The organism is Niastella koreensis GR20-10, from assembly GCF_000246855.1.
In the GTDB taxonomy this organism is placed as follows: Bacteria; Bacteroidota; Bacteroidia; order Chitinophagales; family Chitinophagaceae; genus Niastella; species Niastella koreensis.
The window spans coordinates 95,825-108,899 of the sequence record NC_016609.1; the positions used below are offsets into that span (position 1 = coordinate 95,825).

Annotated in this window: 13 protein-coding genes; 11 read left to right on the forward strand and 2 right to left on the reverse strand. The window is 46.3% G+C overall.

From position 1 onward, the window contains the following. Nucleotides 1-137: 137 nt before the first annotated feature. The 9 genes from NIAKO_RS00410 to NIAKO_RS00450 all read left to right on the forward strand — a co-directional run bounded on the left by NIAKO_RS00410 (nucleotide 138) and on the right by NIAKO_RS00450 (nucleotide 9,365). The gene (locus NIAKO_RS00410; protein ID WP_014216401.1) at nucleotides 138-1,370 is read left to right on the forward strand and encodes a glycosyltransferase family 4 protein; all 1,233 of its coding nucleotides are present in this window, start codon (nucleotides 138-140) and stop codon (nucleotides 1,368-1,370) included. Beyond that, a complete protein-coding gene (locus NIAKO_RS00415; RefSeq protein WP_014216402.1) occupies nucleotides 1,370-2,467 on the forward strand; it encodes a glycosyltransferase family 4 protein in 1,098 nt (365 codons plus the stop codon). The genes NIAKO_RS00410 and NIAKO_RS00415 overlap by 1 nt, the downstream gene beginning before the upstream one ends. 56 nt (nucleotides 2,468-2,523) lie before the next feature. Next, nucleotides 2,524-3,081, forward strand: a complete 558-nt coding sequence (locus NIAKO_RS00420; RefSeq protein ID WP_014216403.1) for an acyltransferase — start codon at nucleotides 2,524-2,526, stop codon at nucleotides 3,079-3,081. Between the two features lie 27 nt (nucleotides 3,082-3,108). Beyond that, nucleotides 3,109-3,873 carry a WecB/TagA/CpsF family glycosyltransferase gene (locus NIAKO_RS00425; RefSeq protein ID WP_014216404.1) on the forward strand — a complete coding sequence of 255 codons (765 nt, stop codon included), beginning with the start codon at nucleotides 3,109-3,111 and terminating at the stop codon, nucleotides 3,871-3,873. 115 nt (nucleotides 3,874-3,988) lie between these two features. After that, nucleotides 3,989-5,380 carry an undecaprenyl-phosphate glucose phosphotransferase gene (locus NIAKO_RS00430; RefSeq protein ID WP_014216405.1) on the forward strand — a complete coding sequence of 464 codons (1,392 nt, stop codon included), beginning with the start codon at nucleotides 3,989-3,991 and terminating at the stop codon, nucleotides 5,378-5,380. Next, nucleotides 5,370-5,765: a VanZ family protein gene (locus NIAKO_RS00435; RefSeq protein ID WP_014216406.1), complete on the forward strand. Its 396-nt coding sequence runs from the start codon at nucleotides 5,370-5,372 to the stop codon at nucleotides 5,763-5,765. The genes NIAKO_RS00430 and NIAKO_RS00435 overlap by 11 nt, the downstream gene beginning before the upstream one ends. Nucleotides 5,766-5,869: 104 nt before the next feature. After that, nucleotides 5,870-6,976, forward strand: a complete 1,107-nt coding sequence (locus NIAKO_RS00440) for a glycosyltransferase family 4 protein (protein WP_081195832.1) — start codon at nucleotides 5,870-5,872, stop codon at nucleotides 6,974-6,976. A gap of 50 nt (nucleotides 6,977-7,026) precedes the next feature. After that, nucleotides 7,027-7,872, forward strand: a complete 846-nt coding sequence (locus tag NIAKO_RS00445) for a fumarylacetoacetate hydrolase family protein (protein WP_014216408.1) — start codon at nucleotides 7,027-7,029, stop codon at nucleotides 7,870-7,872. Between the two features lie 185 nt (nucleotides 7,873-8,057). Continuing rightward, on the forward strand, nucleotides 8,058-9,365 hold the full coding sequence (locus tag NIAKO_RS00450; protein WP_014216409.1) for a BNR repeat-containing protein: 1,308 nt from the start codon (nucleotides 8,058-8,060) through the stop codon (nucleotides 9,363-9,365). A gap of 38 nt (nucleotides 9,366-9,403) precedes the next feature. Here NIAKO_RS00450 and NIAKO_RS00455 read toward each other — a convergent pair whose 3' ends face one another. Together NIAKO_RS00455 and NIAKO_RS00460 are read right to left on the reverse strand one after the other, a co-directional pair. Then, nucleotides 9,404-10,375, reverse strand: coding sequence for a quinone oxidoreductase family protein (locus NIAKO_RS00455; RefSeq protein ID WP_014216410.1), 972 nt, complete (start codon nucleotides 10,373-10,375; stop codon nucleotides 9,404-9,406). Between the two features lie 71 nt (nucleotides 10,376-10,446). Beyond that, the gene (locus NIAKO_RS00460; protein WP_014216411.1) at nucleotides 10,447-11,052 is read right to left on the reverse strand and encodes a Crp/Fnr family transcriptional regulator; all 606 of its coding nucleotides are present in this window, start codon (nucleotides 11,050-11,052) and stop codon (nucleotides 10,447-10,449) included. Between the two features lie 111 nt (nucleotides 11,053-11,163). Between NIAKO_RS00460 and NIAKO_RS00465 the strand changes: the two genes are divergently transcribed. Further along, complete coding sequence (locus NIAKO_RS00465) at nucleotides 11,164-11,592, forward strand: M67 family metallopeptidase (protein ID WP_014216412.1); 429 nt, start codon at nucleotides 11,164-11,166, stop codon at nucleotides 11,590-11,592. A 237-nt stretch (nucleotides 11,593-11,829) separates the two neighbouring features. Continuing rightward, nucleotides 11,830-12,987: a molybdopterin-synthase adenylyltransferase MoeB gene (moeB, locus tag NIAKO_RS00470; protein ID WP_014216413.1), complete on the forward strand. Its 1,158-nt coding sequence runs from the start codon at nucleotides 11,830-11,832 to the stop codon at nucleotides 12,985-12,987. The last annotated feature ends 88 nt before the right edge of the window (nucleotides 12,988-13,075 follow it).

The following is a 13,075-nucleotide window of genomic DNA, read 5'->3' on the forward strand; positions in this document are numbered from 1 at the left end:
TGATAAGGTAGATAGGGATGGCCAGGAAAGTCGGGATGAGGATCGGTTAAATATTATCGCGAGGTTGCCAAACTCCCTCCCGATTTATCGGGAGGGCCGGGGGAGGCCTCTCCGAAGCAAAGCAAACAATATTTGGTATGAAGAAAGTATTATTAAGTGCGTATGCCTGTTCACCCATAAGAGGAAGCGAGCCAGGCAACGGCTGGAGCTGGGCGTTAAACCTGGCATTGCAAGGGTATGATGTATGGTGTTTAACCAACCTGGAGGATAAGGAAGCGACAGAGATAGAATTACAAAAACTGGGGTTGCCCAACCTGCACATCGTTTTTGTAGAGTTGAAGTACAACCTCGATAAAAAGTTGTTGAACGCTTCTTCAAAAACCATATACCTGCATTACTATTTATGGCGGAAGAAAGCGGCCCGCATTGCCAAGCAGTTGCACCGGAAAATGCATTTTGATGTGGCCCATCACGTAACGTTTGGCAGTTTTCAGCAGGGTACTTTTTTGTGGAAGCTGAAAGATACCCGCATCATTTTTGGCCCGGTAGGGGGCGGGCAAGAAGCGCTGCCAGCATTTAAAGAGTATTTTGGCAAGGCGTGGAAAATTGAACAGATACGCAGCCTGATTTCAAAACTCAGTATTAAATTCAGTGCTAACCTGAAGAACACCGTTACCCGTTCGCACCACATTCTGGTAACAAACCAGGACACTGCCAATATTGTACAAAAGATAAAAACAACAGCGCCGCAAAATATTCACCTCATCCTGGATAATGCCATTCCCTTATCCATGCAGCATATGGAATACATCGATCGCAAACCCGGCAAGCAGATAAACCTGCTGTGGGTGGGCAGAATGTTGCCCCGCAAGGGTTTGAACCTGATCCTGCATGCGTTGTCGCTGGTGCCGAAGGAAGTGGATTATACATTTACAATAGTGGGCGGCGGTGAACAATACCAGTTTTTACAGGGCTGGATAGAACAATATGGGCTTGACCCCAAACGCCTGCGCATCCTGGGACAGATCCCGTTTAACGAAGTGGTTCATCACTATGAGCAGGCAGACGTATTTATTTTCTGTTCGCTGCGCGATTCCTGTCCGGCCCAGTTGAATGAAGCCATGGCCTTTGGTTTGCCCATTATCTGTCTGGATTTACATGGGTCGTCACTGGCGGTAAGCAGTGATTGCGGCATTAAAGTAAAACCAACTACAAAAGAAGAAACGGCGCAGGGTATTGCCAAAGCAATTATTAAGTTTCATGAAGATACCGCCTTTAGAAAACAATGTTCGGTAAATGCATTCAATTATGCCAAGAGCAATACCTGGGAACGCAAAGTGCATTTAATAACCTCTCAATTCTACAATTAATGGCTCAACGGATCCTGGTGGGCGTGCCACCAAAACATCACGTTCTTTTATCACAGGATGAAATTGCAGGTTTTACCGATCTGGGATATACCTGCAAACCGGTAACCTATGGCCGGAACGATGCAACTGCCGGCAAGCTCAAAAAAATATGGGGCACCATGGGAAAGGCGTTTAATGTTGTTAAAGAACTCTATGCTTTTAAACCACATATTTTGTACTTAAACTCCCGGTTTGAACCGGTTGGGAGTGTACGTGATTTTATTACTATTCTGATCATAAAGCTATTTTATCTGCGCAAAGTAAGGATCGTGATCAAAACGCATGGTTCTGATATTTCAGTTTTAGAAAGGGAATCTTTCTTTTACCGGAAACTGTTGATCCCCTTTTTGAGGAAACATGTGGTGGCATGGTTCTTTTTATCAAACGATGAGAAGGAGTTAGTGAGGAAATATGATCCCGGATTAGCGCGAAAAGTATTTGTTACAGCAAACATTGTTGATCCCGCCCGTTCAGTGGCTTCACTCGCGTTCCGTGAAAAGTATTCGCTGGATGAAAACAAATTCAAGGTATTATTCTGTGGCCGAATGGTACGCGCAAAAGGCGTGTTCAGTTTGTTGGAAAGTATTCCGCTGCTTTCGTGTAAGGAGGATTGTCAGATCGTTTTTGTGGGTGATGGACCGGATATGGCAGCGTTGAAAAAAAGAGCGGAGGAATTGAACATAACCGAGTATACACGTTTCCCGGGATTTGTTCCCGATCACGAATGCGATCATTTTTACGCCAATGCCGATATGCTGGCTTTTCCTACTTATGACAGCGAGGGATTTCCCATGGCGCTGTTTAAATCGGTAGCAGCCGGTTTACCGGTAATCACTTCCTGCATAAGGGCCGCAAAAGACCATTTATCCGAACCCGATAATGTGTTGTGGGTAGATGGACAATCGGCAGCAAGTGTGGCAAAAGCAATAGATACATTATACGATAACCATGCATTACGAAATGCCATGTCGCAGAACAACCGGACCATTGCAAAGAAATTCACCCGGCTGGAAGTATGTGCCGGCATGCATGAAGTAATGATGTCGCTTAGTCACTAGTGACTAACAGTAGTTGACCGACCACTTAGTTAAACAAAACCCGGAAAATAGTCAATATGTCGATTATCAATGTAATCAGGCAATCGCGAGATCTTTTGTTACGTAAGGTGCTGTACAGGCGCTACGACATAGCAAAAGGTTTTCATGCCGGTTTACGGGTGCGTATCTGGGGAAGGCAAAAGGTTGTGATTGGGCGTAACTTTTATATTGGGAGGGATTCCTTTATTGAAGCGGATGTAATAATAGGCAATAACGTTATGTTTGGAAACAGAGTAGCCATTATAGGACGCTACGACCATCATTATCAAAAGGCAGGTATACCTATACGCCTGGCAGAACAGATCAGGGATCCTGCATATAATTGGAAAGGGCTCGGTATGGTCACCATCATTGAAGATGATGTGTGGATCGGATACGGGTCTACGGTACTGTGTGGGGTAAAGATCGGGGAAGGGAGCATCATTGGCGCTGGTTCGCTGGTAACAAAAGATGTGGAGCCCTATTCCATTTATGCAGGCGTTCCTGCCCGCAAAGTAAGAAGCCGTTTCGACGAACCCCTGGATCTGCAAACCCACCTTAAACTGGTTCAATCCAAATATTACGGCAAACTGTAAAATTTCATCTCCCAAATATTTATTGGTATGGAAAGGAAAAGTATTATCAATTTTGGTATTACAACGGGCAACTATTCTTCTTTCGTAAATAACATTGTTACGCTGGCGCATCAGAAAGAGAGCGCCAATGTATGCGTAGCGAATGTGCATATGTTCATCGAGGCCTACAAAGACCAGTCGTTCAACAGCATTATCAACGACGCCACCATGGTAACGCCCGATGGTAAGCCGCTTACCTGGGTGTTGAACTATGTGTATGGCATCCGGCAGGACCGTGTAGCAGGGATGGACCTGTTACCCGATCTGTTACAGCAAATGATGCTGAAAAGGTTGCCGGCCTTCTTTTATGGCGGCACGCCCGCTTTGCTGGAGAAGACAGAGCATTATTTACGGTATGCATTTCCCTATTTGCCAATTGCGGGTATGTACAGTCCGCCGTTCAGACCTGCCACACCCGAAGAAGAAGATCAGCTGGTGGAGCGGATCAATAATTCCGGCGCTGCTGTAGTACTGGTAATATTGGGTTGTCCCAAACAGGAACGCTGGATGGCATCCATGAAAGGCCGCATCAATGCCGTGATGATTGGCGTAGGTGGCGCTTTACCCGTTATGGTGGGTATGCAAAAACGTGCTCCGGGCTGGTTGCAGGGCATGGGCCTGGAATGGTTGTACCGCCTGATGCAGGAACCGCGCCGTTTGTTTAAACGGTATGTAGTTACTAACTCATTATTTATATATCTGTTCTTTAAGAAGATATTTAAGGTGCATGGGGTGAGGAGGTTGACAAGTTAACACGTTGACAAAGTTGATAGGGTTGACAGCGTTGATAAAGTAAGGCCCCGTCGCGGCCGTTTGCCGTTTGCCTTTTCACAACTGCCTACTGCCTTTTTACCATTAATCGTGACATATGAATAGCAGATTTTTGCGTCATTTACAGCTTACTTTGCTGGCAATGGACCTGGTGGCTATTAACATGGTATTTTTTATAGCCCGGTTCTTTTTCAGGAGAGAAATGCTGATAGATGCGTATGTAGAGTATACTTATTTTGGTGTTTATTTAACCGTTGCCTGGCTGATAGTAGCCCTCTCGAACAACGTATACCATGAGCGCAATATCTTTACGTTTGAATTGTTTGCCGGGCGATCGACCAGGGCCTTTCTTTACTTTTTGCTCATGATCTGTGCGTTCCTGTTCTTTTCGCATTGGTTTATCATTTCCCGGTTATTTATTGGAGTTATCATTTGTGGCATTCCACTGTTGCTAACGTGTAACCGGTTCTTATACCTGGCGGTTTATCATTATTTTAAAAAGAAGGATTTCTTCTCCCATAAAGTAGTGGTGCTGGGGTATAATGATCTGTCGAGACGCCTGGTTGATTACCTGGAAGAAGACGGGGTGAACAAGGAGGTGGTTGGGTATTGCGAAGAAGTGGAGAACATTCATGAGCTGTCGCGGTATCCCATACTGGGCAGCATCAATAAAGCGCTGGATGTTTGTAAACACTACGGCGCCACAGAAATATATTCAACCATAGTGCCTGAGGAAAATCCCGGTATTTACCGGTTGATCCAGAAGGCCGATCAGAATTGTATCCGTTTCCGCATAGTGCCCGATATTGGTGCGCTGGTAAAACGGCAGGTATATGTAGATTACCTGAACGAGATCCCGGTACTGTCGTTGCGGAAAGAACCGTTGGATGACCTGGGCAACAAGATCAAAAAACGGGTATTTGATATTATCGTGAGCGGATTGGTTACCATCTTCATTCTTTCCTGGCTGATCCCCCTGATCGGGTTGCTGATAAAACTCGAATCGAAGGGACCCATATTCTTCAGACAACAACGCAGCGGGCAGGATAATAAATCTTTCTGGTGTTTGAAGTTCAGAAGTATGAAGGTGAACGACAGTGCGAACACCATGCAGGCCACGCGCAACGATGCACGTATTACCAAACTGGGTCAGTTCCTGCGGCGCACCAGCCTGGATGAGTTTCCACAATTCCTGAACGTGCTGATGGGCGATATGAGTATTGTAGGGCCTAGGCCGCATATGTTAAAACACACCGCAGATTATTCAAAGATCATCGATGAATATATGATTCGCCAGTTCCTGAAACCCGGTATTACCGGCTGGGCGCAGGTGAATGGGTTCAGGGGCGAAACAAAAACACTCGATCAAATGAAAAAGCGCGTGGAGTATGACCTCTGGTACATGGAGAACTGGAATTTGTGGCTGGACATCAAGGTAATGTTCCTGACCGTATTTAACACCATAAAAGGCGAAGAGAATGCATTCTAAGACAAGTGTGACGAAAGCAGAGAAGTATAAAGTTGAGGGGGCGGGTAAGATCTTTTTGTTTATCGCCTTGCTTATTATAACCGGGTTATTTTGCGAATGGCCTAATTTTCACCCGGAACATTATTTTGGTTCTGAATATCACTGGTGGCTCGACATGATCTTTCATGGAGGCTATTATTTTGTAATTACCATTCTGTTATATATTGTTTTTTGTCGCGGCCGCCATAAGGCCGTGTTCTGGATAGCTGTATTTCTATCTTCCGGTCTTTTTGAGATCTGCCAGTCCTTTGTGCCCGGAAGGTCTGTTTCCTGGCTGGATATGACCAGTAATTTCATTGGCATTACGTTAGCCACATTGACCTGTTCCTTCTTTTACAGGTCATAATCCCCGCTATTTACCTTATCCGCTACGATTGCTGCGCCGCCAACTGGTTTTCCTTTTCCCTGCCGACCACATTTTACAATCGTTCCATTAATCAATCTATCCGGATGAACAGACCAAGAATACTCTTCATTGTTCAGCTTCCGCCACCTATTCATGGGGTAACCGTAATGAATCAACACACGGTTGATAATCCCAATTGGAAATTGAAGTATGATGTAAAAACCTTACCCCTGCATTTTGGCCAAACGCTGGATGACATTGGTAAAATAACGCCGTCGAAAATGGTGCACATGGTAGGGTTCCTGTTCAGGCTTTGCGGCATTCTCATCAGGTTCAGACCATCCCTGGTATACTTTACGATCGTACCAACCGGAAAAATCTTTTACCGGGATGCATTGATCACCTCGCTTATAAAATTATTCCGCCGCCGTATTGTTTTTCATTTGCATAAAAAGGGTATTGAGGAAATGGCTGCCGGTTCCCGCCATAAACGGTGGTTGCTAAAGAAAACATTCCGCAATACCGGGGTTATCTGCCTGTCGAAGAAATTAACGGCCGACATTAGAACGGTGTACAAACCGGAGCCATTTATCCTGCTCAATGGAATTGAGGTGGTGAACAAAAAGATCATCCAGCGCGATGCGGCCGCACCGCGCATTTTGTATTTATCGAACCTGGTGATCAACAAAGGCATAGAAGTGTTCCTGCAAAGCCTGGCCGAATTGCATAAGCAGGGCTGTTCTTTTCACGCCAGTGTAGTTGGGGCGCCGGTTGATTATTCGCTGGATATGGCAAAAGCATTCTGTGAAAGGGCCGGCATTGCGCACCTGGTTGAAATACCCGGTCCCAAGTTTGGGGCCGATAAATTTGATGAACTGGCCAGGGCCGACATTTTTGTATTGCCTTCCTTTAACGAATGCGTGCCGTTAACGATCCTGGAAGCCATGCAGTTTGGGTTGCCTGTGGTGGCTACCAGCGTGGGTGGTATTCCCGATATTCTGCAGGACGGCGTAAATGGCATGCTGGTGCAACCCGGCAGTGTAGAGGAATTAACAACCCGCCTGCAGCACTTATTAGTAAATAAAATGGAACGTTTACAAATGGGTTATAGCGCCCGGGAACGGTTTATGCAGCGCTATACCCTCGCCAAATTTTATGAAGGGCTGGACGATATTTTTGAGCAGTCGTTGCAGGATGGATCACGACGGTAAAAAAGGTATTTATTCATTATTTTAGTGCAGGGAATAAAATACCTGCACATATGAAATTATATAAAACGGCCAAAGGGATACTGTTACAGTTTAAAGAGGAATATTATGTATTGCAGCACGAATGGGATAAACTGATCAACCGCGATAATTTATACACTTACCTGCAAAGTGAGTATTTACATGGAAAGAAAATAACCACCGCAGAAGCCGGCGAATACCAGCGCGAGCTCTTGCCGCCCATTGGTGCGCAGGAGGTGTGGGCGGCGGGCGTTACGTATTTGCGCAGTCGCGATGCGCGCATGGAAGAATCTAAAGATACCGGAGGCGCCGATTGCTATTCCCGCGTATATGAGGCCGAACGGCCCGAATTGTTCTTTAAAGCATTACCCCACCGCGTGGTTGGCCACGAGCAAACAGTGTACATCCGTAAAGATTCTACCTGGAATGTGCCTGAGCCCGAACTGGCCTTGTACATCAATGCAGGGGGTGTTATTCAGGGCTATACCATTGGTAACGATATGAGCTCAAGAAGCATCGAGGGGGAGAATCCGCTGTACCTGCCGCAAGCCAAGGTATATGAGAAAAGCGCCGGTTTAGGTCCTTGTTTGTATGTGCCTGAGCAACCCATTTCTCCTGAAACCGGCATTTACATGACCATCCACCGCAACGAGGTGAAAATGTATGAAGGCAGCACCACAGTAAGCCGCATGAAGCGGATGCTGCCCGAGCTGGTTGATTACCTGTATAAGGAATGCGATTTTGTGCCCGGTTGTTTCCTCATGACCGGCACCTGCCTGGTACCACCTACCGATTTCACATTACAACCCAACGACCGTGTTACCATCAGCATCGACGGTATTGGCACCATGGTGAACAGGGTGGATGTTAAAAGTTAAACTGTTAATCAGGAAACTGCTTTTCTATAAGTTTAAGTTATTGGGTTTGCAGGTTATTAAGTTCATAGGTTCAAGTTTAAAGTTGAATGTTTTAAGTTCAAAGTTTGGTGAACCTAAAAACCTATGAACTTAATAACCTAATAACCAGAAAAATTAAATAACTCAAAAACTCATAACTTAAAACATTGAACTTTAAACTTGCAACTGCATCTCTTTTTACAGCGATCCTGATACTAACAACCGCCCCAACGATTGCCCAAACCCTGTCAACAGTTGGCAAAGGCTGGGCCGCCAATTCCGTCAATACCGTTATCTTCCGGCATAATTCCCTCACGAGTTATAAAAATTCCCAATACATCGCGTATTACGATTCTGCCCAACGGCTGGTGGTTGGTAAACGAACCATCGGGTCCGATAAATGGACAGTGGTAACCACGCCCTACAACGGCAAAGCCACCGATGCGCACAACACCATCAGCATTATGGCTGACGGCGAAGGTTATCTGCATATTTCGTGGGACCATCACAACAATGAATTGCGGTACATCCGCAGTATAAGTCCCGGTTCATTACAGTTTACTGAGAAGCTGCCTATGACCGGCATCAGGGAAAAAAGTGTGACCTACCCGGAGTTTTACCGTTTGCCCAATGGCAACCTCTTGTTCCTGTACCGCGATGGCGCCAGCGGTAATGGCAGTTTGATGCTGAATCACTACGACACCAAAACAAAAAAGTGGACACAACTACAGGATGGCTGGATCAATGGTGAAGGACAGCGCAGTCCCTATTGGCAACTGACCGTTGATAAAACCGGCGTTATTCATATTTCCTGGGTGTGGCGGGAATCGCCGGACGTAGCCAGTAACCACGATATGGGCTATGCCTGTTCAAAAGACGGCGGGCGTACCTGGGAAAAGAGCACGGGTGAAAAATATGTGCTGCCCATCACGGCAGCCACTGCAGAATATGCGAGTCGCATTCCGCAGAAAAGCGAGCTCATTAACTCCACTGCCATGACTACTGATGAGGCCGGCCATCCGTATATTGCTACCTACTGGCGCGATTCGGGCAGTACGGTTCCGCAATACCGGCTCATTTATCACAATGGCCGGCAATGGAACACCCAGCAGATAACCAATCGTACAACGCCATTTTCTCTATCAGGGGGAGGCACCAAGCGCATCCCGGTTTCACGCCCGCAATTATTGGTATTGAATAAAAAGGGCACGGTCCAGGGCATTCTTATTTACCGGGATTCAGCATTAGGCGATAAAGTAAGCATGTCCGTTTGTGATAACATAACCCAGGGGAAGTGGCAGGTAAAGCAACTTACCACCACGCCTGTTGGTTTATGGGAACCCAGTTATGATAAAGAGCTCTGGCGGCAGAATAAAGTCCTGAACTTATTTATAGAACGGGTGGAGCAGGGCGATGCCGAAACCACCCGGGCCATTGAACCGCAGCCTGTGCAGGTGTTGGAGTGGAAGCCCTGAGCGTCCTGAGCGGCGTCGAAGGATAGAAAGCCTTCACTTCATATGGTAACCACCAGACGTTGACCGCTGGGAACTTCTACTTCCCACAGACTGGCGAGATTGCTCATTGGTACGGTAATGGTATCGGCTTTCAACTTTCCTTTTGCTGCGAGTTGGAACGCTTCGGGCATTATGTCACTAAAGAACTCACCAACCTGTGATTTTGTCCAGGCGCCCAGTCCTGACCCGGTTAACTGCAGGTCAATACTGCGCAGAATAGCGGAAGATAACTGTATGGTATCACCTGCCATGCTGCCCACCGATACAAACCGTATTTTGTTGTTAAAGTGGCCTTTGCCTTTGATGCAGGCGAATAGTAACTCTGCGCTGTGTCCCCAGAGGTAATCAATGATGATATCAATGGGAGTTTGGGCGTGAATGGCCGACAATTGCTTTTTGAAAGACTCATCATCCTTTGTTACCGGAATAATTTCATCGGCCCCCAATAATAACAGGTCATTTAATGATTCCTGGTTTCTACCGGTAACAATCACTCTTTTTGCACCCAGGTATTTGGCTATTTGTACGGCTACCCGGCCAGTGAACCCGGTAGCGCCATTGATTAGTACTATATCGCCCTTTTGAATATCAGCTTTAAATTTCAGTCCCATGGCGGCGCCAACAACTGCATTGGGCAGGGCGGCTGCCAGGGCATCATCAACACCATCGGGTATGGGTACAATTCTGTCACGATCGATAATGGCTTTTTCCGCCATCATGCCGGTTTCGCCCAGGGCATATACCCGCCTGCCATCAGGTAACAGGCAAACGCCGTCGCCGCCAATTATGCGGCCAGCTTCACTGGCGTCTTCACTTGAATAGTGTTGACCGGCGGCCCGGCTTTTGTCGAAATGTTTAACGGCTACCGCTTTAACTGTTACCAGTACTTCATCTCTGTGCTGCGCCACCGGTTCCGGAAAATTCGGGTTCTCCGCAATGGTTCCGTTTGGATATGCAACTACTGCCTTCATTTTGATTTGTTTTGTAAGCACAAAATTAGCGCAGTGGGTAGCCGCCAAACGATAACATATGTTATCAAGTTTTAGAAATGGGATTTGCCTTTGGCCAGTTTGCTTTTTATGCGGCTGAGGTGTACGGTACTTACCCCCAGGTAGGAAGCAATATAGTGTTGTGGTACCCGCTGAACGATTTTGGTTTTTTTCTTCAGCAGGTTCAGGTAACGTTGCTCAGGTGTATCGCGAATGAAAGAAACAAACTCATTCATATAATGGGATTGCCGCTGGGCGCTGATCTGCAGCAGCATGGGCACGAAGTAGGGTTCCTTGCTCAGCTCATCGATCAGTTGCAGCACATATTTTTTGGGCAGCGTATACAGCACCGATGGCTCAATGGTTTCTATAGAAATTAAACTGGGCACGTTGTTAACGAAACTCTCGAACGAAGCCAGGCCTTCCTGTTCAAAAAAGAATTGCACCGTTTTGTCGTCCCCATCCTTGTTCAGGAAGGCGCGAACACATCCTTTTTCAACAAATATATATTGTTGTGATCGCTTGCCTGCTGCTAACAATAAGGTTTTCGCGGGCACTTCCTGCCGTTTTTGAAAAGGCAGGTATTTGTCCCAGTAGGCGTTTAACTGTGGGAATTTTTGTCTGAAATGGAAAAACATAATGGTTGAAAAGATAACCATTTTCGCGATTTTCTTCGTATATTCGGTTAGAACCCATTCACCAATGCCTCACTGCCCGTGAGGCTTTTTTTATTTTAGGGCGTAGCCGGACGTAATTTAAAATATTATAACATGATCATTCTGGAAAACGACGTACAAAAAATAATTGTGGAAGATGCCGTACAGGCCTTCCCCAATGAATGTTGTGGTTTTGTGTTTGGCCATGAAGACAGCAATGGCCGCCGCCACATTACGCAGGCGCGTACAGTAACCAATGTAAAGGAAGGTGATAAGCGGCGCCGTTTTGAGATTGCACCCCAGGATTATATTGATGCGGAAAAATATGCCGAAGAGCAACAGCTCGAATTGCTGGGCATCTATCATTCGCACCCCAACCATCCTGCCATCCCTTCCGAACACGACCGGGCGGCTGCACAACCCTTCTTTTCGTATCTGATAATTTCAGTAAATGAAAAAGAACCGGGACCGATACGTTCCTGGCGGCTGAATGATGAGCTGCAGTTTGAGGAGGAGAACAATCATTTGATAGCAGGTTATTAAGTTCGTAGGTTATTTGGCTCCGTGTAATAATCCCAACTCGTTAAGAAAATTTACGACATTCGTGATTTGCAGCGAGGGGATGCGGTGGTTAAAGCAGATACTGTGATAAGTATTGTGCCGGCGATTGCGGGTGGAGCAGGTTGGTAAGTTATTAAGTTATTGAGTTTGTAAGTTAGTTAACCTAAGAACTCAATAACCTATGAACTTAATAACTGACTCATTTTAAAACAAACAAACATGAGTACTCAAGTGACATTTACCAAAGAAGAATTAGCCAGATACAACAGACATATAATAATCCCCGAATTCGGCCTGGCCGCCCAGCAGAAATTAAAAGCTGCCAAAGTACTGGTGGTGGGTTCGGGCGGATTGGGAAGCCCGGTCTTATTATACCTGGCCGCGGCTGGTATTGGCACCATTGGGATTGTTGATTTTGATGTGGTAGATGACAGCAACCTGCAACGCCAGGTGTTGTTTGGGGTAAATGAAATAGGCAAGCCAAAAGTGGAAGCCGCCAAAGCAAGGCTGCAGGCATTGAACCCACACCTGGAATTTGTATTGTACAATACCCAGCTTACTTCGCAAAATGCGCTGGACATTATAAAAGACTACGACGTGGTGGCCGATGGCACCGATAACTTTCCTACGCGTTACCTGGTGAATGACGCCTGTGTATTATTGGGCAAACCCAATATCTATGCATCCATCTTCCAGTTTGAAGGACAGGTATCGGTATTCAATTATACAAATGCCAACGGGGAGCTGGGACCGAATTACCGCGATTTGTATCCAACCCCGCCCCCGCCGGGGTTAGTGCCCAGCTGTGCCGAAGGCGGCGTATTAGGCGTATTGCCCGGCATTATTGGTAGTTTGCAGGCGCTGGAGGTGATAAAGGTTATTACCGGGGTAGGGGAGCCATTGGCAGGACGCTTTTATATTTTTGATGCCCTGAACTTTGAAAGCCGCACATTTAATATTTCCCGCCGCGACGACAATCCATTGAATGGAAAAAATCCCACCATCACGCAGCTCATCGACTACGAACAATTCTGTGGGGTAAAAGCAGTAGAAAAACCGGTAAAAGAAATTACTGCTGCAGAATTATATGAACTGCAGGTAAAAGGTGAGCCATTTCAACTCGTTGATGTACGCGAGCCTTATGAATACGACATTGTAAACATCGGCGCCGAACTGATCCCATTGGCAACGGTTGCTGAACAGGCCGGTAAATTCAATAAAGACATTCCGGTGATAGTTCACTGTAAAATGGGCGGCCGCAGCGCCAAAGCCATCCGGGAGCTGGAAGAAAAGTTTGGGTTTACGAATTTGTATAACTTAAAGGGAGGTATACTGGCATATATAGAGGAGGTGAAGCCGGAGTTAACGAGGTATTAGTTAAACAGTTAACCAGTTGATCAGTTGATCAGTTAACCGGGAATGCGGGTATAAATCCTGGAAAAACAGGGTGAAATCCTGGGATTAT